Consider the following 24,160-nt stretch of genomic DNA (forward strand, 5'->3'; position numbering starts at 1 on the left):
TGTTCCCGCCCGGTGGGCGGTTTTTGCCGAGCGTAGGGGCTGCGCACGGTGGAAGGGAGAATTCCGTCAAATGGCACAACTGACGTTTCTGCGAAGAAGATCGGCAAAAAGCTAATACTCTGACATCACGGACTGGAGCGGCGCAAGGTTCTCGAGTGGTGCGGGCTCAGGCCGGGGTGGGAGGCAGCGGCAGGGGCAGCCCGGGCAGGCCGTCCATGCTTGTCGCGATGTGCTCCTTCTTCCCGAAGTACGCGTCGAGTGAGGCGTCGTCCTCCCGCGCGAAGCGCTTGGCGTGCAGGTCGCGGTCCTCGTCGTACGACATGAAGGGCACCGCGTAGCCGCAGGTGTCCCGGACGAGTTCGGCCGTCACCACGATGATCGCCCGCAGGCCGTGCGGCGTCGGGTCGATGCCCGGGAAGTGCGCGAGGAGTTCCTTGAAGCGCGGGTCGTCGCGGAAGACCGGCTCGCCCCGGCCGTGTACGCGGACGATGTTCGGCGGGCCCTGGAAGGCGCACCACATCAGGGTGATCCGGCCGTTCTCCCGGAGGTGGGCGATCGTCTCGGCGTTGCTCCCGGCGAAGTCCAGGTAGGCGACGGTGAGTTCGTCGAGGACCACGAACGAACCGGTGAGGCCCTTGGGCGAGAGGTTGACCGTGCCGTCGCCCGACAGGGGCGCGGTCGCGGTGAAGAAGAGGGGCTGCGCCTCGATGAACGTACGCAGGCGGCCGTCTATGCGCTCATAAGTCTTTCCCATGTCTAACGATTATGGCCGCAACTCCTTCGCTTGTCTAAAGAATTGCGCCGCCCGCGCGTGTGGGGTGCGACGGGCGGCGTGGTCTCCGGGTGATGCCCGGAGATCCCCGGGGCCCGGGCCTTGCGGCCTACGGGCCCCGGAGTCGCCCCGGCCGGCGTGCGGGGCGCCCGTGGGGGGACGTCGGTGATCCGGTGACTACTTGTTGAGCGTGCAGGCGGCGAGGGAGTCGAGGCCCTGGGGCTTGGCGGCGGTGCGGCCGATGGCGGTGGCGATGCGGTTGATGGTCGCGACGCGCTTGTCCTTGAGGGGGCCGACGATGGCGTTCTGGGCGAAGTTGGCGCCGCCCTGGCCGACGGTGTCGACGAGGCGCTTGTTGGCCTCGGCGATCTGGGTGTCGAGGAGGGCCAGGTTGCGGTCGACCTCGGCCTTGGCGGAGGCGGGGATCGCGGGCAGGCTCGGCGCGACGGCGGGGCAGCTCACCGTGCCGGCCGCGTTCGTGTTGCCGGTGTTGCCCGTGTTTCCGGCGTTCCCGGTGTTGCCGCCCGCCTGCTGGGTGGGGGACGCGCTCGGTGATGCCGCGGCACCGCCTCCGGCCGCCGCGCCCGCGTTCAGCGTGCAGGCGGCGAGGGAGTCGAGGCCCTGGGGCTTGGCGGCGGTGCGGCCGATGGCGGTGGCGATGCGGTTGATGGTCGCGACGCGCTTGTCCTTGAGGGGGCCGACGATGGCGTTCTGGGCGAAGTTGGCGCCGCCCTGGCCGACGGTGTCGACGAGGCGCTTGTTGGCCTCGGCGATCTGGGTGTCGAGGAGGGCCAGGTTGCGGTCGACCTCGGCCTTGGCGGAGGCGGGGATCGCGGGCAGGCTCGGCGCGACGGCCGGGCAGCTCACCGTGCCGGGGGACGCCTTTGTTCTGGCGGCCTGGCTGTTGCCGCTCTTGGACGTTTCCCCGGCCAAGGCCGATCCGGCGATGACCGCTCCGGACAACGCCACCGCGGCCACGCCACCGATGATCGCCACGCGGCGCTTGTTGTACTTCGGGAGAGCCCTGGACATGCGAGTGCCTCACTTGGGTCAGGAGTGGGTTTACAAACGCGGCGCCGGCGTTCGGGTTGGAGTACGGGTAAGCGGTTTCCCGCGTTCAAGCGACTCCGAAATTACTTTCCGGCACACCTCGGATTGACGAATCATGCAGAGCACTGCATACTCATGCATGTCAGTGAATGCATTGTGAGGAGAAGCCCGTGACCGAGCGCGTCGTACTCGCCTACTCAGGCGGTCTGGACACCTCCGTCGCCATCGGCTGGATCGCCGAGGAGACGGGCGCCGAGGTCATCGCGGTCGCGGTCGACGTCGGCCAGGGCGGCGAGGACCTGGACGTCATCCGCAAGCGCGCCCTCGCGTGCGGCGCCGTCGAGGCCGAGGTCGCGGACGCGAAGGACGAGTTCGCCGAGGAGTACTGCCTCCCGGCGATCAAGGCCAACGCCCTCTACATGGACCGCTACCCGCTGGTCTCCGCCCTCTCCCGGCCGACGATCGTCAAGCACCTCGTCGCCGCCGCCCACAAGCACGGCGCGGGCATCGTCGCCCACGGCTGCACCGGCAAGGGCAACGACCAGGTGCGGTTCGAGGCCGGCATCCAGGCCCTCGGCCCGGACCTCAAGTGCATCGCCCCGGTCCGCGACTACGCGATGACCAGGGACAAGGCGATCGCCTTCTGCGAGGAGAAGGGCCTGCCGATCGCCACCACCAAGAAGTCGCCGTACTCCATCGACCAGAACGTCTTCGGACGCGCCGTCGAGACGGGCTTCCTGGAGGACATCTGGAACGCCCCGATCGAGGACGTCTACGAGTACACGCAGAACCCGGCGCTGCCGCGCGAGCCCGACGAGGTGGTCGTCACCTTCAAGGCGGGCGTCCCGGTCGCCGTCGACGGCAGGCCGGTCAGCGTCCTCCAGGCCATCCAGCAGCTCAACGACCGCGCGGGCGCCCAGGGCATCGGCCGGATCGACATGGTCGAGGACCGGCTCGTGGGCATCAAGTCCCGCGAGGTGTACGAGGCTCCCGGCGCGATCGCGCTGATCACGGCCCACCAGGAGCTGGAGAACGTCACCGTCGAGCGTGAACTCGCCCGCTACAAGCGGCAGGTCGAGCAGCGCTGGGGCGAGCTGGTCTACGACGGCCTGTGGTTCTCCCCGCTCAAGCGCGCCCTGGACGGGTTCATCAACGAGGCCAACCAGCATGTCTCCGGCGACATCCGGATGACCCTGCACGGCGGCCGTGCCGTCGTCACCGGGCGGAAGTCCGAGGAGTCGCTGTACGACTTCAACCTCGCGACGTATGACTCGGGCGATACGTTCGACCAGTCCAAGGCGCAGGGATTCATCGACATCTTCGCGCTGTCCTCGAAGATCGCGGCGAAGAGGGACCTCGCGTAGCGTTCTGCGGAGTCCGGTACATGGCCCCCTGCGGGTTGTGGTGGGCTGGTCGCGCCCACGCGGCGGAGCCGCATATCGACACAGCCCCGCGCTCCTTGGGGGCGCGGCCCTGCTGGAAGAGTGGGGAAGCGGTTGTACATCAACAGTCTTGAGGAGTACAGCAAGTGAGCAGCAACAGCGGTGATGTACGGCTCTGGGGCGGGCGGTTCGCCGACGGGCCCGCCGAGGCCCTTGCCAAGCTGTCCGCGTCCGTCCACTTCGACTGGCGGCTGGCGCCGTACGACATCGCCGGATCACGTGCCCACGCGCGCGTGCTGCACAAGGCGAGACTCCTGACCGACGACGAGCTGGAGCGCATGCTCGCGGGGCTCGACCGGCTGGAGGCCGTCGTCGCGGACGGCTCCTTCGTCGGCACCATCGCCGACGAGGACGTCCACACCGCCCTGGAGCGCGGGCTCCTGGAGCAGCTCGGCCCAGACCTCGGGGGCAAGCTGCGTGCCGGCCGCTCGCGCAACGACCAGGTCGCCACGCTCTTCCGGATGTACCTGCGCGACCACGCCCGGATCATCGGCGGGCTCGTCGCCGACCTCCAGGACGCGCTGATCGGGCTGGCCGAGGCCCACCCGGACGTCGCGATGCCGGGGCGTACGCATCTGCAGCACGCCCAGCCCGTGCTGTTCGCCCACCATGTGCTGGCCCACGCCCAGTCCCTGTCCCGGGACGCCGAGCGCCTGCGGCAGTGGGACGAGCGGACGGCCGTGTCGCCGTACGGCTCGGGCGCCCTGGCCGGTTCCTCCCTCGGCCTCGACCCGGAGTCGGTCGCCAAGGACCTCGGCTTCGAGCACGGCAGTGTCGGCAACTCCATCGACGGCACGGCCTCGCGCGACTTCGTCGCCGAGTTCGCCTTCATCACCGCGATGATCGGGGTGAACCTCTCCCGGATCGCGGAGGAGGTCATCATCTGGAACACGAAGGAGTTCTCCTTCGTCACCCTCCACGACGCCTTCTCGACCGGCTCGTCGATCATGCCGCAGAAGAAGAACCCGGACATCGCGGAGCTGGCGCGCGGCAAGTCGGGTCGGCTCATCGGCAACCTCACCGGTCTGATGGCGACGCTCAAGGCCCTGCCCCTCGCGTACAACCGCGACCTCCAGGAGGACAAGGAGCCGGTCTTCGACTCCTGCGACCAACTGGAGGTCCTGCTGCCCGCCTTCACCGGCATGATGGCGACCCTCACCGTCCACCGCGAGCGCATGGAGGAGCTGGCCCCGGCCGGGTTCTCGCTCGCCACGGACATCGCCGAGTGGCTGGTCAAGCAGGGCGTGCCGTTCCGCGTCGCGCACGAGGTCGCGGGGGAGTGCGTCAAGGCCGCGGAGGCCGACGGCATCGAACTCGACGGCCTCACCGACGAGCAGTTCGCGAAGATCTCCGCGCACCTCACGCCCGAGGTCCGGTCGGTGCTGAACGTGCCTGGCGCGCTGGCCTCCCGCAACGGCCGCGGAGGAACCGCCCCGAGCGCGGTCGCGGTCCAGCTGACAGAGGTGAAGGCGAACGTGGCGGCTCAGCACGAGTGGGCGACGGCCAAGAAGAAGTAGGCATCTGGCCCTGAGGGCCGGAGGCCCTCCAGGGGCGCGGGGAACTGCGCGAGCAACCACAACGAACCCCGCACCCGCCAAAGCACCACACGAACCGAGCTCTCGGGCGCCCTTCGCCAAAGGTCATCGCGGGTTACGTTGGTCGGACAGCCGTACAGGAGCCGACCAACGGAGCCCGCGATGCCCTTCGCCCGACTGGCCACAGCAACGACCCCCACCTGCCACATCGGACTGGGCCTCGCCGCAGTCGGCCGCCCCGGCTACATCAACCTCGGCCGGGACCACGACCTCGGAGAGGACCGCAGCGTCGAGACGCTGCGCACCCGCACCCACGAACTCCTCGACGCCGCCTACGCCCAGGGCGTGCGCTACTTCGACGCCGCCCGCTCGTACGGCCGCTCGGAGGAGTTCCTCGCCGGCTGGCTGAACACACGGTCCGACATCGGCGACGTCGTCGTCGGCAGCAAGTGGGGCTACACCTACACGGCCGACTGGCGCACCGACGCCGAGGCGCACGAGATCAAGGACCACAGCCTCGCCACGTACGAGAGGCAGCGTGCCGAGAGCGCCGAACTGCTCGGCGACCGGCTCGACCTCTACCAGATCCACTCGGTGACCCCGGACAGCCCGGCCCTCACCGACAAGGAACTGCACGCCAGGCTGGCCGAGGCCGCCGCGCAGGGGCTGACCGTCGGCTTCTCCACCAGCGGTCCCGCCCAGGCCGACGCGATCCGCACCGCGCTCGCCGTGACGGTCGACGGCGAGCCGCTGTTCCGTACCGTCCAGGCCACCTACAACGTCCTGGAGACCTCCGCGGGCCCCGCGCTCGCCGAGGCGCACGACGCCGGGCTCACCGTGATCGTCAAGGAGGGCATGGCCAACGGCCGGCTCGCCGACCCGCACGCGCCGGACGCCGTACGTGCCATCGCCGAAGAGGCGGGCCTCGGCTCCGACGCGGTCGCCCTGGCGCTCGTCCTGCGGCAGCCCTGGGCCGGCGTCGTCCTCTCCGGCGCTGCCACAGCCGTCCAGCTCTCCTCGAACCTGCACGCCGCCGTGGTCGACCTCGACGACGAGCAGCAGACCCGGCTCGACGCGCTGGCCGAGGAGCCGGTGGCGTACTGGGAGCGGCGCGGGCAGCTGCCCTGGCACTGAGCCTTCGCGGCAAGAGCCGCAGGAGCCGCAGGAGCTGGAAGAACCGGAAGAGCTGGAAGAACCGGAAGAGCTGGAAGAACCGGAAGAGCTGGAAGAGCTGGAAGAACCGCTGGTGGTGAGCGTCGCGCGCTTCGAGTGAGACATTGATGTCTCATATGGTTTATGGTTGTCTCATGGCCATCGATCGTGACCACGTGCTGCGCAGCGCGGCCGCCCTGCTCACCCGGAAATCCACCGCCACCATGGACGAGGTCGCCAAGGCGGCCGGGATCAGCCGGGCCACGCTGCATCGCCAGTTCGCCGGGCGCGACGCCCTCGTACGGGCGCTGGAGGATCTCGGCATCCGCGAGTGCGAGGCGGCGCTGGACGCGGCGCGGCTCGACGAGGACACCGCCCGGGAGGCCGTACGCCGCCTGGTGGGCGAGATCGAGAGCGCCGCCGGGCTGCTCGCCTTCCTCTACTCCGAGAACCAGCTGTTCGAGGGCGAGGAGCGGCACGAGGGCTGGGCCCGGCTCGACACGCGGATCGCGGCGGTGTTCCGACGCGGCCAGGAGAGCGGCGAGTTCCGCATCGACCTCACCCCGGTCTGGCTCACCGAAGCCCTCTACGGACTCATCGCCTCCGGGGCATGGGCCGTGACCGAGGGCCGGGTGGCGGCCAACGACTTCCACCACATGATCGTCGAGCTGTTGCTCGGCGGCGCACTACGGAGAGAGGAATCATGACCAGCACGGTGCGGCCGGCGTTCGCGGCGGAGACGGAGAAGCGTCCGGGCCGCTGGCTCGCGCTCGCCGTCCTCGTCCTCGCCGTGCTGCTGGTGGCCGTCGACGCGACCGTCCTCGGTCTCGCGACCCCCTACATCAGCGAGGACCTCAAGCCCTCCGGTACGCAGCTGTTGTGGATCGGAGACGTCTACTCCTTCGTCATCGCGGGCCTGCTCGTCTCGATGGGCAGCCTCGGTGACCGCATCGGCCGCAAGAAGCTGCTGCTCATCGGCTCGGTCGCGTTCGGTCTCGTATCCGTGCTCAACGCCTATGCGAGCACTCCCGAGTTGATGATCGTGGCGCGGGCGCTGCTCGGTGTCGCGGGCGCGACCCTGATGCCCGCCACCCTCGCGCTCATCCGCAACCTCTTCCACGACCCGCGCGAACGCAGCCTCGCCATCGGCATCTGGGGCGCCACCGCCTCGGCCGGCACGGCGGTCGGCCCGGTCGTCGGCGGATTCCTCCTCGAACACTTCTGGTGGGGCTCCGTCTTCCTGATCAACCTCCCCGTGATGGCGGTCCTCGTCCTCGTCGGCGTGAAGCTGCTGCCCGAGTCCCGCAATCCCGAGCCCGGCCCCTGGGACCTGATGAGCGTCGTGCTGTCGCTCGTCGGCATGGTCGGCATCGTGTACGGGATCAAGGAGGCCGCCTCGCACGGCCCGAACGCCACGGCGGGCGCCGCGGCACTGCTCGGCGCGGCCGGGCTCTACGGATTCGTACGCCGTCAACTCACGCTGCCCATCCCACTGTTGGACATGCGGCTGTTCCGCAACCGCGGCTTCTCCGGAGCCGTGCTCGCCGACCTGCTGACCATCCTCGGCCTGTCCGGGCTGGTCTTCTTCCTCTCGCAGTTCCTGCAACTCGTGCAGGGCAGGGGGCCGTTGGAGGCAGGTCTTGCCGAACTGCCCGCCGCTCTCGGCGCGGTGGCGGCGGGCCTGGTCGCGGGTACGGTCGCGCGCCGGTACTCGGTACGTGCCGTCACCGCCGGCGGACTCGCCGCGATCGGGCTCGCCCTGGGCGCGCTGACCCTGCTCGACGAGACGACCGGGTATCCGCTGCTCGGCGGGGCCCTGCTGGTCGTCGGCGTGGGCGCGGGCTTCTCCTTCACCGTGACCGCCGACGTGATCCTCTCCAGCGTGCCCAAGGAACAGGCAGGCGCCGCCTCCGCGGTCTCCGAGACGGCGTACGAACTCGGCGCGGCCCTCGGCATCGCCCTGCTCGGCTCCATCGTCACCGGCGTCTACGCCGGGTTCACGGCCCCGCCGGGCACACCGCCGGAGGTGGCCGCCGCGGCCCACGAGTCCCTCGGCGGCGCCGTGGAGGCATCCGAGGGGCTGCCCGACGCCGAGCCGCTCCTCGACGCCGCCCGCACAGCCTTCGTCGACGGCGTCGCCCTGGCGGCGGGCCTCGGCGCGGCGGTACTGCTGGCGGCGTCGGTGGCGGCATGGGTACTGCTGCGGGGCCAGAAACTGGGGGACGGGGCGGAGCACCCGTAGACACCGCCATTGGTTCTGTCCGGCTGCGGGCAGTCGTGCCCCTTCGGGGGCGCGGGGCACTGCGCGATCGGCCCCGACGCACCCGCAGCCGACGGACAACCTTCCGCCCCCAACTCCCGCTCCAAAGGAAACCCGCAGGCAGCGCCCCCCTTTAAGCGCGTTTTCGCCCTCACCTGATGGTCTTGGCTCCGTACCCGACGTCGTCCCACACGGCCGAAGGAGCCACCGACCATGACCCGTCGTATCCGTAACCGAAAGATCCTCGTCGTCGCCGTGCTGGCCGCCGCAGGCCTGGCAGGCGGCGGCGTCGCCCTCGCCGCCGACGGTGACGAGGCCCCGCGCGAAACGGTCCGCTTCGTCGTGGAGGAGGGCGCGGCCGAAGAGGGCGCGCACGACAGCGGAACCCGCACCTGGACCCGCGAGGACTGCCCCGACAAGGACGGCACCAGCGGCACCCCCTCCGCGGATCCGAGCAACCCCGCGGCAGCGCTGTGACCACCGCCGACCCACGCGGCGACACCGCGGACGGGAAGCTCCTCGAAGAGGCGCTCTTCGAGGTCAAGCGGGTGATCGTGGGCCAGGACCGCATGGTGGAACGGATGTTCACCGCGGTCCTGGCCCGTGGCCACTGCCTGCTCCAGGGTGTCCCGGGCGTCGCCAAGACACTCGCCGCGAAGACCCTCGCGCAGGTGGCGGGCGGACGTTTCGCCCGGCTGCAGTTCACCCCCGACCTCGTCCCGTCCGACATCACCGGCACCCGGATCTACCGCCCGTCCCAGGAGACGTTCAGCGTCGAACCGGGCCCGGTCGTCGCCAACTTCGTCCTCGCCGACGAGATCAACCGCGCCCCCGCCAAGGTGCAGTCCGCGCTCCTCGAAGTGATGGGCGAGCACCAGGTCTCCATCGGCGGCACCACCATTCCCGTCCCCCAGCCGTTCCTCGTACTCGCCACCCAGAACCCCATCGAGTCCGAGGGCGTCTACCAACTCCCCGAAGCCCAGCGCGACCGCTTCCTGCTCAAGGTCGACGTCGCCGTCCCCAGCGAGTCCGAGGAACTCGCGATCCTCTACCGCATGAGCGTCGACCCGCCCCGGGCGCGCCCCGTCCTCACCCCCGAGCGGCTCATCTCGCTCCAGCGCGCCACCGACGAGGTGTTCGTGCACCACGCGGTCGCCGAGTACGCCGTACGACTGGTCGTCTCGACCCGTGAACTCGCGGGCCCCGGAAGCCGGTTGGCGCACGGTGCCGGCCCGCGCGCCACGCTGGGCCTGGTGGCCGCCGCCCGCGCGCTCGCCCTGCTGCGCGGCCGTGGTTACGTCCTCCCCGAGGACGTGCACGACCTGGCCCACGAGGTGGTCGCCCACCGACTGGTGCTGTCCTTCGACGCGCTCGCCGACGGCGTCACCGGCGCCGAGATCGTCGACGAGGTACTGGCCGCCGTGGAGCAGCCGCGCATCACCCCACGCCAGGCCGCCACGCGCCCCGAGGGGCGGACAGAGGGACGACCAGAAGGCCGTACAGAGGGACGCGCAGAGGGGGGAACGGAGGGCGAAGCGGCATGAGCGGCACCCCGACCCTCAGCGAGCTCACCCCCGAACAGGCCCTGAAACACCTGGAGTTGCTCTTCACCCGTCGCCCCGACGGTCTCCTCCAGGGCGACCACCCCGGCCTCGTACCGGGACCGGGCACCGAGGTGTCCGAGACCCGGCCGTACGTCATCGGCGACGACGTGCGCCGGATGGACTGGAACGCCACCGCACGCACCACCGTCCCGCACGTCCGTCTCACCCTCGCCGACCGCGAACTGACCACCTGGATCGTGCTCGACGCGTCCGCGAGCATGGACTTCGGCACGGCACGGATGGAGAAACGCGACCTGGCCGTCGGCGCCGCCGCGGCCGTCGCCTTCCTCACCGAACGGGCCGGGAACCGGCTCGGCGCGCAGATCACCGGCCCGGGCGGCATCCAGCGGATCCCGCCCCGCACCGGGCGCCACCACCTCCTCACGATCCTGCGGGCCGCCCTGGACCGGCCCCGGGTGGCGGCGGCCGCGGCAAAGGAGGCCCCGCACTCCCTGGCCGGCGCCCTGCGCTCGCTGCGCACACTCCCCGGCAGCGGCCTGGTCGCAGTCGTCTCCGACTTCCTGGAGACAGGCTGGGAGCAACCCCTTCGAACGGTCGCCCACCGCCACCAGATCCTGGCCGTCGAGACCGTCGACCCTCGTGAACTGGAGCTACCTGACGTGGGGTTGCTCAACGTCGTCGATCCAGAGACCGGCATCAGGCGCGAAATCCCCACCCACTCACGGCGGTTGCGTGAGCGGTACGCCGAAGCGGCCCTGGAACAGCGTGCGTTGATCAAGGCATCCATCCGCCGGGCGGGCGCGGCCCACCTCCGGCTGCGTACGGACCGCGACTGGGTGCGGGACGTCGTACGCCATGTCGAGGAGCAGCGGCGCAGGTCGGGAGGCGGTGCCACGTGAACACGTCCGTCGCCCCGATGTCCGTACCCCCGGCCGTACCTCCGGATCCCCCGGAGGGGGCCATGAGTCCGCTGGAGGTGCCGTGAGTCTTCACTCGCCCGGCTGGCTGCTGCTCCTGGTGCCGCTCGCCCTGCTGATCGGCGCCTATCTCCTGGTGCAGCGCAGGCGCGGCCGGTACGCGGTCCGGTTCACCAACCTCGAACTGCTGGACAAGGTCGCGCCCCGGCGGCCCGGCTGGCGCCGCCACGTCCCGGCGGCTGCCTTCTGCGGCACGCTCGCGTTGCTCGTCGTGGGCTTCGCCCGGCCGACCACGGAGGTGCAGGTGCCGCGTGAGCGCGCCACGATCGTGGTGGCGTTCGACGTGTCGGCGTCCATGGAGGCCACCGACGTCGAGCCGACCCGCTTCGAGGCCGCGCAGCGTGCCGCGCTCGCCTTCGTCGACCGGTTGCCCGAGCGCTTCAACGCGGGGCTCGTACCGTTCAGCGGTTCCGCCACGGTCGCGGTCCCGCCGACCACCGACCGCGGCGCTCTGCGCTCGGCCATCGAACGGCTCACCACCGGCGAGGGCACGGCGATCGGCGAGGCCGTCGTGGCCGCCCGTGACGCCGTCCGCATGCTCGACCGGGAGGCCGAGACCAAGCCGCCGCCCGCGCACATCGTGCTGCTGTCCGACGGCTCCAACACCACGGGCCGGTCCGTCGAGTCCGCGGCCCAGGAGGCGGCCGGCGACAAAATCCCGGTCTCGACCATCGCGTACGGCACGGAAAGCGGGACCATTGACCTGCCGTCCGGCGACACGGTGAGCGTCCCGGTCGACGGCCCCGCCCTGCGGGACCTCGCCTCCGGCACCGGCGGCGACTTCCACGAGGCCGCGACGGGCGAAGAACTCCAGGAGGTGTACGAGGACATCGGCAGCTCCGTCGGGCACCGAACCGAGGAACGCGAGATCTGGCAGTGGTTCGTCGCGGCCGGCCTCCTCACGGCCCTCGCCACCGCGGCCACCTCACTGCTCTGGTTCTCCCGACTTCCCTGACCCGCAACCCCTCCGGCTTCCGGCGCCCTGCTCCGGCATCCGGCTTCCGGCACCACCGGGTTCCGCGCCCCGGCCCCTCGGGTCCAGGGTTCCGCGACCAAGGAGGAACGACCGTGTCGTACGACCGATTCCAGGGCCACCCGGGCCCGCCGCGTCACCCGGGACCACCGCGCGACGCGGGTTTCCAGGACCGGCCGGGTCTCCCGGACGAGCCGGGTCTCCCCAGCGGCGCGGGCCTCCCCGGCCGCGCGGGGCCGCCGGCTCACCCCAGTCCGACCCGCCCGCTGGGCCCGTCACGGCCCATGGGGCCACCCCGTCCGCCCGGCCCTCTGGGCCCCAACGGCCCCAGGGCGGAAGGTCATCGGGCCGAGGCGGAGCCGGGCGACCCGTACCGGAGCGGGCACCCCCACACCCCCTATCCGGGCCTGGGCGAGCCGCGCGGACCCTCCTTCCTGCCCGGTCGGCCCCCTTCGGGATTCGGCCCGGCCGCGCCGCCGGAGACGTCGTACCCGAGCCCGTACGCGACCCCGGCCCCGCAGCCCCCTCCGGCCCCGCCTCCCCGGTCTCCCCGCAAGGTCAGCCCCCTCGTGGCCGCGGTCCTCGCCGCCGTCCTGGCGGGCGGGGCCGCGGGTTACGCGGCGGGGGCCATCGGCGACGAGGAGCCCGCCGCGTCCGCGGCCGAGCAGGACGACGTCACGGGGCTCGAAGCGGTCGCCGCACGCGTGCTGCCGAGTGTCGTGTCGATCGAGACGGCGGAGGGACAGGGCTCCGGGTTCGTGTTCGACGAGCGCGGCCGGATTCTCACCAACGCGCATGTGGTGGCGGGGAGTTCGGAGGTGTCGATCGAGCTCCAGGACGGGCGTCGGCTCCGTGCGGACGTACTCGGTGACGACCCCGCCAACGACGTGGCCGTCCTGGAACCGGAGACCGCCCGAGGGCTGCGCGCCGCCCAGCTGGCCGCCGGGGCCCGGGCCAAGCCCGGTGTGGGCGACACCGTCCTCGCCATAGGCTCCCCGCTCGGCCTCAGCGGCACCGTCACGTCGGGCATCGTCAGTGCGCTCGACCGATCCGTGCGGCTCGGTGAGGGGGGTGAGCGGCGGCGGGCCCTGCAGACCGACGCGTCGATCAATCCGGGCAACTCCGGTGGGCCGCTCGTCGATGCTGAGGGTCGTGTGATCGGCATCAACACGGCCATCGCGACGTTGGACCAGCAGCGGGGCGGTTCGATCGGGATCGGGTTCGCCATCCCGGTGGGGGACGCGCGGGCCGCAGCCCGGGCCATCATCGACGGCGGCTGAGTGTTCCCGGGGAGGGCCGGTTCGCGGCTGCGGGCCCGTTGTGGCCGGTCGCGCAGTTCCCCGCGCCCCTGACGGGGGCACGGCACATACAGCGGCAAGAGGCGGGTGGGGCATATGAGACTGCTGGTCGTCGAGGACGAGGAAGACCTCGTCGTTGCGCTCAAGGTCGGGCTGGTGCGGGCCGGTTACGCGGTCGACATCGCGCCCGACGTCGACACGGCCACGGAGAAGCTGGCCGTCAACGACTACGACCTGGTGCTGCTGGACCTCAACCTGCCCGACGGCGACGGCTTCTCGGTCTGCCGTGCCGCACGGGCCACGCCCGGCGGTCCCCGCATCCTGATGCTCACCGCCCGCGACCGTCTCGCCGACCGGGTCCGTGGCCTCGACGAGGGCGCCGACGACTACCTGGTGAAGCCGTTCGCGCTGCCCGAACTCCTGGCCCGGATAAGGGCGTTGCTCCGCCGCGAGGACGGCGGAACCGCGGTCGTCGAGGTCGGCGAGCTCCGCCTGGACACCGCCCGGTTCGAGGCCTTCCGGGGCGCCCGCCCGCTCCAGCTCACGCCCAAGGAGTTCGGCGTCCTGCACTACCTGATGACCCGCCCGGGACGTGTCGTACCGGCCGAGGAACTCCTCGAACACGTCTGGGACGAACACGCCGACCCGTTCACCAACACCGTGCGGGTCACGGTCGGTTCGCTGCGCCGGAAGATCACCGGAGAAGAGGAACCACTCATCGAGACGGTGATCAGGCAGGGATACCGCCTCAAGGAGACACGATGATCGGCGCGCTGCGGATCGTCAGGGGCAGGCTCCGCCTCCCGGCGTTCACCCACACCATCCGCTTCCGTCTCACCGTCCTCTACTCCGGCCTCCTCTTCGTCCTCACCGCACTCGTCCTCGGCGGGACGTACCTCGCGGTCGAGCGCAGCGGCGAGGCGCACCCCGTCAGCAAGCAGTTCTCGGCGTCGAAGTACGTGAACGACGAGTACGTCGGCGAGATCCCGGTGGTGAAGGTCCAGGAGGTCGAGGCCGCCGTCAACTACGAGACCCTCGCCAACCTCCGCCGCTTCTCCTTCGCCGTACTCGGCGGACTCGCCGTCACCAGCCTCGCCATCGGCTGGATCCTCTCCGGCCGCGCCCTGCGCCCCGTACGCGCCATCTCTCGTACGGCCGCCGAGATCCAGGCCACCGACCTCTCGCAGCGCATCCGCCTCGACGGACCCAAGGACGAACTCCGCGACCTCGCCGACACCGTCGACTCCATGCTCGACCGCCTCGACGAGGCCTTCCGCGCCCAGCGCCAGCTCATCGACGACGCCTCCCACGAACTGCGCAGCCCGCTCGCGATCATCCGGGCCAACCTGGACGCGGTGCTGACGGCGGAGGAGTCCGAGGAGGCCGAGCGCAGGGCGGCCGTCCGAAGTGTGGACCGCGCGACGACCCGCATGACCCGCCTGGTCGAGGACCTGCTGGCCACCGCACGCCGTACGGCACCCGCGCTGGCCGACGCGGACGTCGATCTGGCGGCGGCCGCGGGTGAGGCCTGCGAGGAGTTCGCGCCGCTCGCCGCCGAGCGCGGGCTCGTACTGCACCGGCGTCTCACCACGGGCCTGACGGTCATCGGCGACCACGACGCGCTGCGCAGAGCGGTGGGCAACCTGCTCTCCAACGCCGTACGACTCTCACCGCCCGGCACCGGCATCACGGTCGCCGCGGGCCGGACGGACGGCTGGCTCTGGGCTTCGGTCCAGGACGAGGGCCCCGGCATCCTCGACGACGACCAGACCCGGGTCTTCGACCGCTTCTGGCGTGCGAGGGGCAACGGCGGCGGCCACGACCGTCACGCGGGCCTGGGCCTGGCGATCGTCCGCCAGATAGTCGAGTCCCACGGCGGCCAGATCCGCCTCTTCTCAAGAGTCGGCGAGGGCTCGACCTTCGTCCTCTGGTTCCCGTCCCCGGGAGCCGACCACACCAACACCGCCCCACCGGACGAACAGCCCAGCTGAGGCGCCCCCAAGGGGCGCGGGGAACTGCGCGACAAGCCACAACGAACCCGCAGCGCACCACCAACCGGAAGCCCCACCCCCGGAGCCCCCGCCCAACCAGCGGAGCTAAGCCGCTTCCTTGGCCTTCGTGGCGTACATGTCCACATACTCCTGCCCCGACAACCGCATGACCTCAGCCATCACCGAGTCCGTCACGGCCCGCAGCACATACCGGTCCCGGTCCATTCCCTCGTACCGGGAGAACTCCATCGCCTCACCGAACCGGACAGTGACGCGGCCCGGCCGCGGAAACCCCGCACCGCCGGGCTGGATCTTGTCCGTGCCGATGATGGCGAACGGGACGACGGGCGCGCCGGTCATCATGGCCAGCCGGGCGATGCCGGTGCGGCCCCGGTAGAGCCGGCCGTCGGGGGAGCGGGTGCCCTCGGGGTAGATGCTGAAGACCTTGCCCTCCTCCAGCACACGACGGCCGGTCATCAGCGCCGCGACACCGCCGCGGCCGCCGTCACGGTCGACCGGGATCATGCCGCAGCCCGTGAAGAACCAGGCCATGAGCCGGCCCTTGATGCCCTTCCCGGTGACGTACTCGTCCTTGCCGATGAAGAAGACCTGCCGGTCGCAGAAGAGCGGCATGATCATCGAGTCGATGAACGTGAGGTGGTTGCCGGCCAGGATGACCGGGCCCGTGCCCGGGATGCGCTCCGCACCCTCCACCCGTGGGCGGAACATCAGGCGCATGATCGGTCCGAGCACTGCCTTGATGAGCGCGAAGCGGGACAACGTGCCCTCCGGTGTCAAGGGATCGGTATAAGTCTGTGCAGGTGAGGACGATACTCGCGGCCCCCCGGGTCTTGCACATCGGGTTCACCGAGTGGATACGCACTGTTGACCCTTGTTTACCTGCGGTGGCGCCCTGTCGCACGGCTGTCATCCGTACGACACGGTGTGACGAAGTACGCACCTGTTAGGCCTTTTGGGAGGCCGGGTGCGTGATGGGTGGGGCCGGCGGGCGCGGTTCCCCGCGCCCTTACGAGTCGCGGGTACCCACCCGGGCCGCCTCCACCCACCCAGCGGGTCCGGCGTCCGAGGACAAGTCGGTCCAGGACGTCCCCACCGACCCCCGGCCAACTCGCGGACCCCACAAGACATCCAGCGTCACCCGCGTGTTCCGTCCAAGGTCTCCCCTCCGTCACCCCCGCGCACCTACGATCGTCCCGCTTTGACAGGTGCAGGGCAGTATGCGGAGGAGCGCACATGGGGACGCAGGAGTCGAACGAGGGACTGAACGGGACCGGCCCGGGACGGCGCGCGCTGCTCGGGGCCGCGGTCCTCGGCGCCGGCGGAGCGGTCCTCGGCGTGCCGGCCACGGCGAGAGCCGACGAGAAGCACGGCGGCGGTGGCTACAAGAGCCTGCCGAAGCCGACGATCATCGGGCACCGCGGGGCCAGCGGCTACCGGCCGGAGCACACGCTCGGCTCGTACCAGCTGGCCCTCGACATGGGCGCGCACGTCATCGAGGCGGGCGACCTGGTGCCCACCAAGGACGGCCACCTCGTCTGCCGCCACGAGCCGGAGATCGGCGGTACGACGGACGTCTCCGCGCACCCCGAGTTCGCGAGCCGCAAGACCACCAAGCTCCTCGACGGGGTGTCCACCACCGGCTGGTTCACCGAGGACTTCACGCTCGCCGAGCTGAAGACGCTGCGCGCCAAGGAGCGCATCCCGGCCAACCGCCCGCACAACACCCTCTACGACGGCCGCTGGGAGATCCCCGCCTTCGAGGAGGTGCTGCGCTGGCGCGAGGAGCAGAGCCGCAAGCGCGGCAAGCAGGTCTGGATCTACCCCGAGCTCAAGCACCCCACCTACTTCCGCAAGCTGGGCCTCGGCCTGGAGGAGCGGGTCGCCAAGGTGCTGCGCAGGCACGGCCTGGACAAGAAGAACTCGCCGGTCATCCTCCAGTCCTTCGAACCGACCAGCATCCAGCGTCTGAACAAGCTGGTCGGCAACCCCCTGGTCGTGCTCCTGTCCGCCGCCAACACCCGTCCCTGGGACTTCGTGGAGACGGGCGACCCGCGTACGGTCGCCGACCTGGTCAAGCCCGCGGGCCTGAAGCAGATCGCCTCCTACGCGCAGGGCATCGGTCCGACCCTCGACCTGATCATCCTGAAGGACGCGAGCGGCAACCTCACCACCCCGACCACCCTGGTCCGGGACGCGCACGCCGAGGGCCTGATCCTGCACCCGTACACGATGCGCAACGAGAACCCCTTCCTGCCCGCGAACTTCCGCAAGGGCACCGACGCGGACGGCTACGGAGACGCCTTCGGCGCCTTCCGTACCTACTTCGCGACCGGCATCGACGGGGTCTTCACCGACAACCCCGACACCGGTGTCCTCGCCCGCGAGGACTTCCTGAAGCGCTGAGTCCCGGCAGGCACCGCGCCCGTCAACAGCTGAGCCCCCGGCCCCGGTTGGGGTGACAGACGGCCGCCCCGGCAACCTCGTGCCGGGGCGGCCGCGTCGTGCCGCATATGACCCACGACATGCTTGACACGCTGCGTCCACTGCTCGCCGCCGAGGCCTCCGCGGAGGCATATGCCTCGGGCGCGGAGCCCGGCGACCTGGAACAGGCCGTCTGGGTGCGCCTCCTGGAGCACCTCGGCACGGACGGCCCGCCCGCAGACCCGGCCGCCTGGCTGCGCGGCGCCGTCCGCTCCGAGGCCCGCCGCACCCGGCGCACCGCGAGCATCGAACTGCCGTACGTATCCGAGCCCGCCGACGACAGTGGACCGGGCCCGGAACAGCTCGCGCTCACCGCCGCCCGGCGCCGGGCCCTGCACTCCGCCGTACGCAAGCTGCCGGGCCGCTGTCCGCGGCTCATGGCCGCGCTGCTGTCCCCGCAGGACCTCACATACCGGGAGATCGCGGGGGAGTTGGGTATCTCACAGGGCAGTCTCGGTCCGGAACGTTCCAGATGCCTGGGTTGTCTGCGCCGAATGCTTACGTCGGAGGTTGCGGCGCACGAACCACGGGGATAGGAGTGAGGGACAACCGGCGGAACAGGTGAGCGGGAGGCATGCACACATGGGCATGAGCGTGACCATCTCGGCGGCGACCGAACAGGACGCCGAACAGATCCTCAAACTGCAGTTCCTCTGCTACCAGAGCGAGGCCGAGCTGTACGGCGACTACAGCATCGAGCCCCTCACCCAGCCCCTCGACTCCCTCAAGGCGGAGCTCGCGGGCGGCACGGTCCTGGTGGCCCGGCTGGGTGGCGAGGTGGTGGCCTCGGTGCGTGCGGCTGTGGATGCGGATGGCACGGCCCGCATCAACAAGTTGATCGTCCATCCCCGGATGCAGCGGCACGGGCTGGGCGGGCGGTTGCTCGACGCGATCGAGTCCCGGCTGGCCGAGCACGGTGGGGCGAAGAGTTTCCAGCTCTTCACGGGACATCGCAGTGAGCACAATCTGCGGTTGTACCGGAAGCATGGGTATCAGCAGGTGTCCACGGAGCGGGTGGACGAGCGGCTGAGTCTGGTGACCCTTGCGAAGGGGTCTTCGACCAGTGCATTTGTTGCCAGCGCGTAGCGCTGTTCTTCGTCTGCCGGTTCGTTGTGGCTGGTCGCGCAGTTCCCCGCGCCCCTGAAAACGGGGCGCGCCGGACCTGACGTACGCCTACGAAGTGGCGGCCCTGCTGCGGCGGAGCCAGAACATCGCCGTCACCGGGAGCAGGACCGGGATGAAGAGGTATCCCATGCCGTAGTCCGACCAGACCGTGGCGTCGGGGAAGGCGGAGGGGTCGGTCAGGGTCCAGGTGCCCACGGTCAGGACGCCCGCGAGTTCGGCGGCGCAGCACACCAGCGCCGCCTTGCGGGCCGTTTCGCCGCCGCGCACGAGCGAGTACGTGATGAAGCCGTAGACGAGCCCGGCCACCGCGGACAGCAAATAGGCGAGCGGCGCATTGTCGAACTCCGTCGCGATCTGCACGGCGGAGCGCGACACGGCGCCGACGACCATCACGCCGTACAGCCAGACCAGCAGCATGCCCGGACCGCCGATGAGCCGCGTCCGCTCCGGCTGCTTGTCGGTCGCCGTCATCTCAGCCTCCCCAGATGTCGTAGAGCCGCACCTGGAGCACGGCGAGGACCACACCGCCGGCCGCGACCGTGATCGAACCCCAGCGGGTGCGCTCCGCCAGCGACATGAAGCCGGCCGCCGGGATGCACGCGAAGGAACCGATCAGATACGACACGAAGATCGTCGTGCCCTGCTCCGGCTTCTCGCCGCGGGCCAGCTGGACGACGCCGACCACGAGCTGGACGAGGGCGAGCAGCGTCACCACGGCCATGCCGATGAAGTGCCAGTCCTTGGTCGGCTGGTCGCGGTAGGCGGCCCAGCCGCACCAGGCGGCGAGCGCGAGCGCGGCGACGGCGGTCGCGACCGTCAGGGCATCAAGCATGCCGCGACCCTATTACGGGCCAAAAGGCCCGATGCGATCGCCCCCGGGGTGCCCCGTAGGGTCGAGGGCATGAAGATCCAAGCCGATGCCCTGCTGTTCGACAACGACGGAACGCTCGTCTCGTCCCTGGAGTCGGTGTACCGCTGCTGGACCCGCTGGGCCGAGGAGTACGGGATCACCGCCGAGGAGTTCGCCCGGGTCGAGCTGCACGGCCGCCCCGCCGCCGAGATAGCCGCCGACCTGCTGCCCGCCGACCGGGTCCCCGAGGCCGTCGTGCGCATCGAGCAGCTGGAGGTCGAGGACGTCGAGGGCGGTGTCCATCTCCTTCCGGGGACCAGGGCGCTCCTCGACTCCGTGCCCGCCGACCGCTGGGCCGTCGTCACCTCCGCCACCCGGCGGCTGGCCGAGGCACGCCTCGACGAGGCCGGTATCCGGCCCAAGACCCTGATCGCCGCCGACGACATCACGCGCGGAAAGCCCGACCCCGAGCCGTTCCTGCTCGCCGCCCGCCGGCTCGGCGTGGACCCGGCCCGCTGCGTCGTCTTCGAGGACGCGCCCGCGGGTCTGCAGGCCGGCCGCTCCGCCGGGATGACCACCGTGGCATTGACCACAACACACCAGGCCGCCGAGCTGGACGCGGACATCGTCGTCGGTGACCTCTCGGCCGTGTCGGCGCTGGTCACGGACGGGGGAGTGGAGATCTCCGTCGGCGGCTGAGGGGAGTCCACCGCTGTCCGCGATGCGGACAGCGGTTCCCGGTCCCGCGCATACGTCTGCTTTACTTTTCTCATGACCACGACGAGCAGCCGCATCCTTGCGACCGAGGCGACCATGACGCCCGGTGCTCGCTGTATGTGTCGAATGTGCGCCTTCTAGAGGGCCCCCGCACCACCCAGAGCCTCGCGCCCCGAAGCGAGACCGCTCAGGTCTGCCCGTACGACCTTTTCGTACGCGCCTGAGCCTGCCCCGCGCACACAGTTCTGCCGAAGCCCGGCTTTCATCGCCACCGCGAGAACGACCGTGCCGCGTTCGGACCGAATGCACCCGTGCCCGGCGCACACCCACGCCCTGCACTCGACAGTGACGGAAACCCCAGTGATCACGACAACAGGCCTGAAGAAGGTCTACCGCTCGCGCGGCCGTGAGGTCACCGCCCTGGACGGCGTCGATCTGCACGTCCGCGAAGGCGAGGTGTACGGCGTCATCGGACAGTCCGGCGCCGGCAAGTCCTCCCTCATCCGCTGCGTCAACCTCCTGGAGCGCCCCACCGCCGGCACGGTGACCGTCGCCGGACAGGACCTCACGGCCCTCGCCGGGCGCGGCCCGCGCGCGGGCCGGGAACTGCGCAAGGCACGCAGCCACATCGGCATGGTCTTCCAGCACTTCAACCTGCTGTCCTCGCGGACGGTCCAGGACAACGTCGAGCTGCCGCTGGAAATCCTTGGCGTGTCTGGGAAGGAACGTTCCCGCAAGGCGCTGGAACTGCTGGATCTGGTCGGCCTGTCCGACAAGGCCAAGTCCTACCCGGCCCAGCTCTCCGGCGGCCAGAAGCAGCGCGTCGGCATCGCCCGCGCCCTGGCCGGCGATCCGAAGGTGCTCCTCTCCGACGAGGCGACCAGCGCGCTGGACCCCGAGACCACCCGCTCCATCCTCCAGTTGCTGCGCGACCTGAACCGGCAGCTGGGCCTGACCGTCCTGCTCATCACGCACGAGATGGACGTCGTCAAGAGCATCTGCGACTCGGCCGCCCTCATGGAGAACGGCAAGATCGTCGAGTCCGGCACCGTCAGCGAGCTGCTGGCCACCCCCGGCTCCGAGCTGGCCGCCGCGCTCTTCCCGGTGAGCGGTGACGCCTCCGCCGACGACCGCACGGTCATCGACGTCACCTTCCACGGCGATGCCGCGACCCAGCCGGTCATCTCGCAGCTCTCGCGCACGTACAACATCGACATCTCGATCCTGGGCGCCGCGATGGACACCGTCGGCGGCAAGCAGGTCGGCCGGATGCGCATCGAACTGCCCGGCCGCTACGAGGAGAACGTCGTGCCGATCGGCTTCCTGCGCGAGCAGGGTCTGCAGATCGATGTCCAGGGCCAGGCGCCCGTGCTGGTGAAGGAAGGTGCCAAGTGACCTGGTCGGAGATGCAGCCGCTGCTGGAGCAGGCCTGTTGGGACACCCTCTACATGGTCGGCTGGTCGACGCTCATCGCCGTCGTCGGCGGTCTGCCGCTGGGCGTCCTGCTGGTCCTCACGGACCGGGGCGGCCTGCTGCAGAACACCGTGCTGAACAAGGTCATCGGGCAGGTCGTGAACGTCGCCCGCTCGATGCCGTTCATCATCCTGATGGTCGCGCTGATGGGCTTCACCCGCTCGATCACCGGCACGACCATCGGCCGGGAGGCCGCCATCGTGCCGCTCGCGATCGGCGCCATCCCCTTCTTCGCGCGCCTCGTCGAGACGGCGGTCCGCGAGGTGGACGGCGGGCTCGTGGAGGCCGTGCAGTCGATGGGCGGCAACACCTGGACCGTCGTCCGCAAGGTGCTCGTCCCCGAGTCGCTGCCGTCGCTGATCTCCAGCACCACCACGACGATCGTGGCGCTCATCGGCTACTCGGCGATGGCGGGCACGGTCGGCGCGGGTGGCCTCGGTGACATCGCGATCCGCTACGGCTACCAGCGCTTCGAGACCGAACTGATGTGGATCACCGTCGGCATCCTCGCCGTGGTCATCTCCCTCATCCAGTTCGCCGGGGACTTCGCCGCCCGCGGGCTGCACCGCCGAGGTGGCCAGTCGGGTGCCGCCCCGAGGCTCAGGCTCCTGAAGGCCGCCACCGCGACCAGCAAGACCGTCTGACCCCTACGGCCCCCGCTCCTCACTCCCACTCCCTCAGTACTCACCCCCCTCAGTACTCACTCCCCTCAGTTCTCCCCGCACACCCTCCGCGGGGCCGCTACACCCTCAGGAAAGGCACTTTTCGTGCGTAACACTGCCAAGTTCACCACCGCCGTCCTCGCCGCCGGAGCCCTCACCCTGGGTCTCACCGCCTGCGGTTCGGAAGAGGCCTCGGGCTCCGCCGACACGAGCGACCCGCTGGTCGTCGCCGCGAGCCCGGTCCCGCACGCCGAGATCCTCACCTACGTCAAGGACAACCTGGCGAAGGATGCGGGCCTCGACCTGCAGGTCAAGGAGTTCACCGACTACGTCCTGCCGAACACGGCGACCCAGGACGGCTCCGTCGGCGCCAACTACTTCCAGAACCAGCCGTACCTCGACGACTTCAACAAGAAGAACGGCACCGACATCGTGCCCGTCGTCACGGTCCACTTGGAGCCGCTCGGCCTCTACTCCAGCAAGTTCAAGAAGGCCGACGAGCTGAAGAGCGGTGCGACGGTCGCCGTCCCGAACGACACGGTCAACGAGGCGCGGGCGCTCAAGCTCCTCGACGCCAACGGGATCATCACGCTCAAGGACGGCGCGGGCAACGACGCGACCCCCAAGGACATCGCGAAGAACCCGAAGAACCTCAAGTTCAAGGAGCTGGAGGCGGCCCAGACCCCGCGCTCCCTGGACGACGTCGACGCCGCGGTGATCAACGGCAACTACGCCATCGAGTCCGACCTCAAGCCCTCCGAGGACGCCCTCGTCCTGGAGTCCGCCAAGGACAACCCGTACGGCAACTTCCTCGCTGTCAAGAAGGGCAACGAGGACGACCCGCGCGTCAAGAAGCTCGCCAAGCTCCTCACCTCTCCCGAGGTCAAGAAGTTCATCGCGGACAAGTACGCCGGCTCCGTCGTCGCGTCGTTCTGAGCCCCCCTTCCAAGGATCGAGGACGACCACAGATGCGTAAGCCCGTAATTCCCGCCGCCGCGGCCGCACTCGCCCTGGGGCTCGGGCTCACCGCCTGTGGCTCCGGGTCCGGCTCGGACGGTGGCGGTTCCGACGGCCCCCTCGTCGTCGGGGCCACCGCCGTCCCGGCCGGCGAGGTCCTCTCGTACATCAAGAAGGACCTCGCCGCGAAGAACGGACTCGACCTGGAGATCAAGGAGTTCACGGACTACGTCCTGCCGAACACCGCGCTCCAGGAGGGCTCGCTCGACGCGAACCTGTACCAGAACGAGCCCTACCTGGACGACTTCAACAAGTCCAAGGGCACCGAGCTGGTCCCGGTCGTGAAGGCGTACCTGCCGCCCATGGGCGTGTACTCGAAGAAGGTCCAGGACGTCACGGAGCTGGCCGACGGAGCCACCGTCGCGGTGCCGAACGACATCACCAACGAGGGCCGCGCCCTCCAGCTCCTGGCCTCCGAGGGCGTCATCACGCTCAAGGACGGCGCCGGCACGACCGCGTCCCCGGGGGACATCGTCAAGAACCCGAAGAACCTCAAGTTCAAGGAGCTGGAGCCGGCCCAACTGCCGCGTTCCCTCGACGACGTGGCCGCCGCGGTCATCAACAACAACTACGCCCAGGACGCCGGCCTCAGCCCCGCCGAGGACGCCATCCTCCTTGAGTCCGTGAAGAACAACCCGTACGCGAATCTCCTCGCCGTCAAGAAGGGCAACGAGGACGACCCCCGGGTCGAGAAGCTCGCGAAACTCCTGACCTCTCCAGAGGTGACGAAGTTCATCGAGGACAAGTACCAGGGGTCGGTCCTGCCGGTCACCTCCGGCTGACGCCGTTCCGCTCGCAC

At 70.3% G+C, this 24,160-nt stretch carries 25 protein-coding genes; 20 read left to right on the top strand and 5 right to left on the bottom strand.

Going from position 1 to position 24,160, the window contains the following annotated elements:
* Positions 1-166: 166 nt before the first annotated feature.
* Positions 167-754 (bottom strand): pyridoxamine 5'-phosphate oxidase family protein, encoded by a 588-nt coding sequence (locus OG718_RS42410; RefSeq protein WP_328846672.1) that lies wholly within the window; start codon positions 752-754, stop codon positions 167-169.
* Between the two features lie 195 nt (positions 755-949).
* Positions 950-1,804 (bottom strand): hypothetical protein, encoded by an 855-nt coding sequence (locus OG718_RS42415; RefSeq protein ID WP_143635520.1) that lies wholly within the window; start codon positions 1,802-1,804, stop codon positions 950-952.
* 188 nt (positions 1,805-1,992) lie between these two features.
* Between OG718_RS42415 and OG718_RS42420 the strand changes: the two genes are divergently transcribed.
* The 12 genes from OG718_RS42420 to OG718_RS42475 all read left to right on the top strand — a co-directional run bounded on the left by OG718_RS42420 (position 1,993) and on the right by OG718_RS42475 (position 15,015).
* Positions 1,993-3,186, top strand: a complete 1,194-nt coding sequence (locus OG718_RS42420) for an argininosuccinate synthase (RefSeq protein WP_186001108.1) — start codon at positions 1,993-1,995, stop codon at positions 3,184-3,186.
* Positions 3,187-3,350: 164 nt separating this feature from the next.
* A complete protein-coding gene (argH, locus tag OG718_RS42425) occupies positions 3,351-4,781 on the top strand; it encodes an argininosuccinate lyase (protein ID WP_328846673.1) in 1,431 nt (476 codons plus the stop codon).
* A gap of 180 nt (positions 4,782-4,961) precedes the next feature.
* The gene (locus OG718_RS42430; RefSeq protein ID WP_143635515.1) at positions 4,962-5,933 is read left to right on the top strand and encodes an aldo/keto reductase; all 972 of its coding nucleotides are present in this window, start codon (positions 4,962-4,964) and stop codon (positions 5,931-5,933) included.
* Between the two features lie 173 nt (positions 5,934-6,106).
* The gene (locus OG718_RS42435) at positions 6,107-6,658 is read left to right on the top strand and encodes a TetR/AcrR family transcriptional regulator (RefSeq protein WP_223064920.1); all 552 of its coding nucleotides are present in this window, start codon (positions 6,107-6,109) and stop codon (positions 6,656-6,658) included.
* Positions 6,655-8,193 carry an MFS transporter gene (locus tag OG718_RS42440; RefSeq protein WP_328846674.1) on the top strand — a complete coding sequence of 513 codons (1,539 nt, stop codon included), beginning with the start codon at positions 6,655-6,657 and terminating at the stop codon, positions 8,191-8,193. Before OG718_RS42435 ends, OG718_RS42440 begins: the two co-directional genes overlap by 4 nt.
* Positions 8,194-8,424: 231 nt before the next feature.
* Positions 8,425-8,688: a hypothetical protein gene (locus OG718_RS42445; RefSeq protein ID WP_143635512.1), complete on the top strand. Its 264-nt coding sequence runs from the start codon at positions 8,425-8,427 to the stop codon at positions 8,686-8,688.
* Positions 8,685-9,755 (top strand): AAA family ATPase, encoded by a 1,071-nt coding sequence (locus OG718_RS42450; RefSeq protein WP_328846675.1) that lies wholly within the window; start codon positions 8,685-8,687, stop codon positions 9,753-9,755. Before OG718_RS42445 ends, OG718_RS42450 begins: the two co-directional genes overlap by 4 nt.
* Positions 9,752-10,675, top strand: a complete 924-nt coding sequence (locus tag OG718_RS42455; protein WP_328846676.1) for a DUF58 domain-containing protein — start codon at positions 9,752-9,754, stop codon at positions 10,673-10,675. Before OG718_RS42450 ends, OG718_RS42455 begins: the two co-directional genes overlap by 4 nt.
* 82 nt (positions 10,676-10,757) lie before the next feature.
* Positions 10,758-11,708 (top strand): VWA domain-containing protein, encoded by a 951-nt coding sequence (locus tag OG718_RS42460; protein WP_143635509.1) that lies wholly within the window; start codon positions 10,758-10,760, stop codon positions 11,706-11,708.
* Between the two features lie 113 nt (positions 11,709-11,821).
* The gene (locus tag OG718_RS42465) at positions 11,822-13,006 is read left to right on the top strand and encodes a S1C family serine protease (protein WP_328846677.1); all 1,185 of its coding nucleotides are present in this window, start codon (positions 11,822-11,824) and stop codon (positions 13,004-13,006) included.
* A gap of 114 nt (positions 13,007-13,120) precedes the next feature.
* Positions 13,121-13,789 (top strand): response regulator transcription factor, encoded by a 669-nt coding sequence (locus tag OG718_RS42470; protein WP_143635507.1) that lies wholly within the window; start codon positions 13,121-13,123, stop codon positions 13,787-13,789.
* Entirely contained in the window at positions 13,786-15,015 is a 1,230-nt protein-coding gene (locus OG718_RS42475) for a sensor histidine kinase (protein ID WP_260694986.1), read from the top strand. Before OG718_RS42470 ends, OG718_RS42475 begins: the two co-directional genes overlap by 4 nt.
* A gap of 105 nt (positions 15,016-15,120) precedes the next feature.
* Here OG718_RS42475 and OG718_RS42480 read toward each other — a convergent pair whose 3' ends face one another.
* Positions 15,121-15,795, bottom strand: coding sequence for a lysophospholipid acyltransferase family protein (locus tag OG718_RS42480; RefSeq protein WP_055616518.1), 675 nt, complete (start codon positions 15,793-15,795; stop codon positions 15,121-15,123).
* A gap of 474 nt (positions 15,796-16,269) precedes the next feature.
* Between OG718_RS42480 and OG718_RS42485 the strand changes: the two genes are divergently transcribed.
* The 3 genes from OG718_RS42485 (at position 16,270) to OG718_RS42495 (ending at position 18,603) form a co-directional block, all read left to right on the top strand.
* On the top strand, positions 16,270-17,439 hold the full coding sequence (locus OG718_RS42485) for a glycerophosphodiester phosphodiesterase (RefSeq protein WP_328846679.1): 1,170 nt from the start codon (positions 16,270-16,272) through the stop codon (positions 17,437-17,439).
* A gap of 107 nt (positions 17,440-17,546) precedes the next feature.
* Complete coding sequence (locus OG718_RS42490) at positions 17,547-18,053, top strand: RNA polymerase sigma factor (protein ID WP_328846680.1); 507 nt, start codon at positions 17,547-17,549, stop codon at positions 18,051-18,053.
* 46 nt (positions 18,054-18,099) lie between these two features.
* Positions 18,100-18,603, top strand: a complete 504-nt coding sequence (locus tag OG718_RS42495) for a GNAT family N-acetyltransferase (protein WP_143635502.1) — start codon at positions 18,100-18,102, stop codon at positions 18,601-18,603.
* Between the two features lie 87 nt (positions 18,604-18,690).
* Here the strand turns inward: OG718_RS42495 and OG718_RS42500 are convergent, their stop codons facing one another.
* On the bottom strand, positions 18,691-19,113 hold the full coding sequence (locus OG718_RS42500; protein ID WP_328846681.1) for a hypothetical protein: 423 nt from the start codon (positions 19,111-19,113) through the stop codon (positions 18,691-18,693).
* 1 nt (position 19,114) lies between these two features.
* Positions 19,115-19,474 (bottom strand): hypothetical protein, encoded by a 360-nt coding sequence (locus OG718_RS42505; RefSeq protein ID WP_306940953.1) that lies wholly within the window; start codon positions 19,472-19,474, stop codon positions 19,115-19,117.
* Between the two features lie 69 nt (positions 19,475-19,543).
* Here OG718_RS42505 and OG718_RS42510 point away from each other — a divergent pair, with 69 nt between their 5' ends.
* The 5 genes from OG718_RS42510 (at position 19,544) to OG718_RS42530 (ending at position 24,143) form a co-directional block, all read left to right on the top strand.
* On the top strand, positions 19,544-20,191 hold the full coding sequence (locus tag OG718_RS42510; protein ID WP_143635496.1) for an HAD family hydrolase: 648 nt from the start codon (positions 19,544-19,546) through the stop codon (positions 20,189-20,191).
* A gap of 378 nt (positions 20,192-20,569) precedes the next feature.
* Entirely contained in the window at positions 20,570-21,604 is a 1,035-nt protein-coding gene (locus OG718_RS42515) for a methionine ABC transporter ATP-binding protein (RefSeq protein WP_189839930.1), read from the top strand.
* Positions 21,601-22,326, top strand: coding sequence for a methionine ABC transporter permease (locus OG718_RS42520; RefSeq protein WP_143635495.1), 726 nt, complete (start codon positions 21,601-21,603; stop codon positions 22,324-22,326). The genes OG718_RS42515 and OG718_RS42520 overlap by 4 nt, the downstream gene beginning before the upstream one ends.
* A gap of 123 nt (positions 22,327-22,449) precedes the next feature.
* Complete coding sequence (locus OG718_RS42525) at positions 22,450-23,280, top strand: MetQ/NlpA family ABC transporter substrate-binding protein (protein ID WP_328846682.1); 831 nt, start codon at positions 22,450-22,452, stop codon at positions 23,278-23,280.
* A gap of 32 nt (positions 23,281-23,312) precedes the next feature.
* Positions 23,313-24,143 carry a MetQ/NlpA family ABC transporter substrate-binding protein gene (locus OG718_RS42530; protein WP_328846683.1) on the top strand — a complete coding sequence of 277 codons (831 nt, stop codon included), beginning with the start codon at positions 23,313-23,315 and terminating at the stop codon, positions 24,141-24,143.
* The last annotated feature ends 17 nt before the right edge of the window (positions 24,144-24,160 follow it).

This window comes from Streptomyces sp. NBC_00258 (genome assembly GCF_036182465.1).
GTDB lineage: Bacteria > Actinomycetota > Actinomycetes > Streptomycetales > Streptomycetaceae > Streptomyces.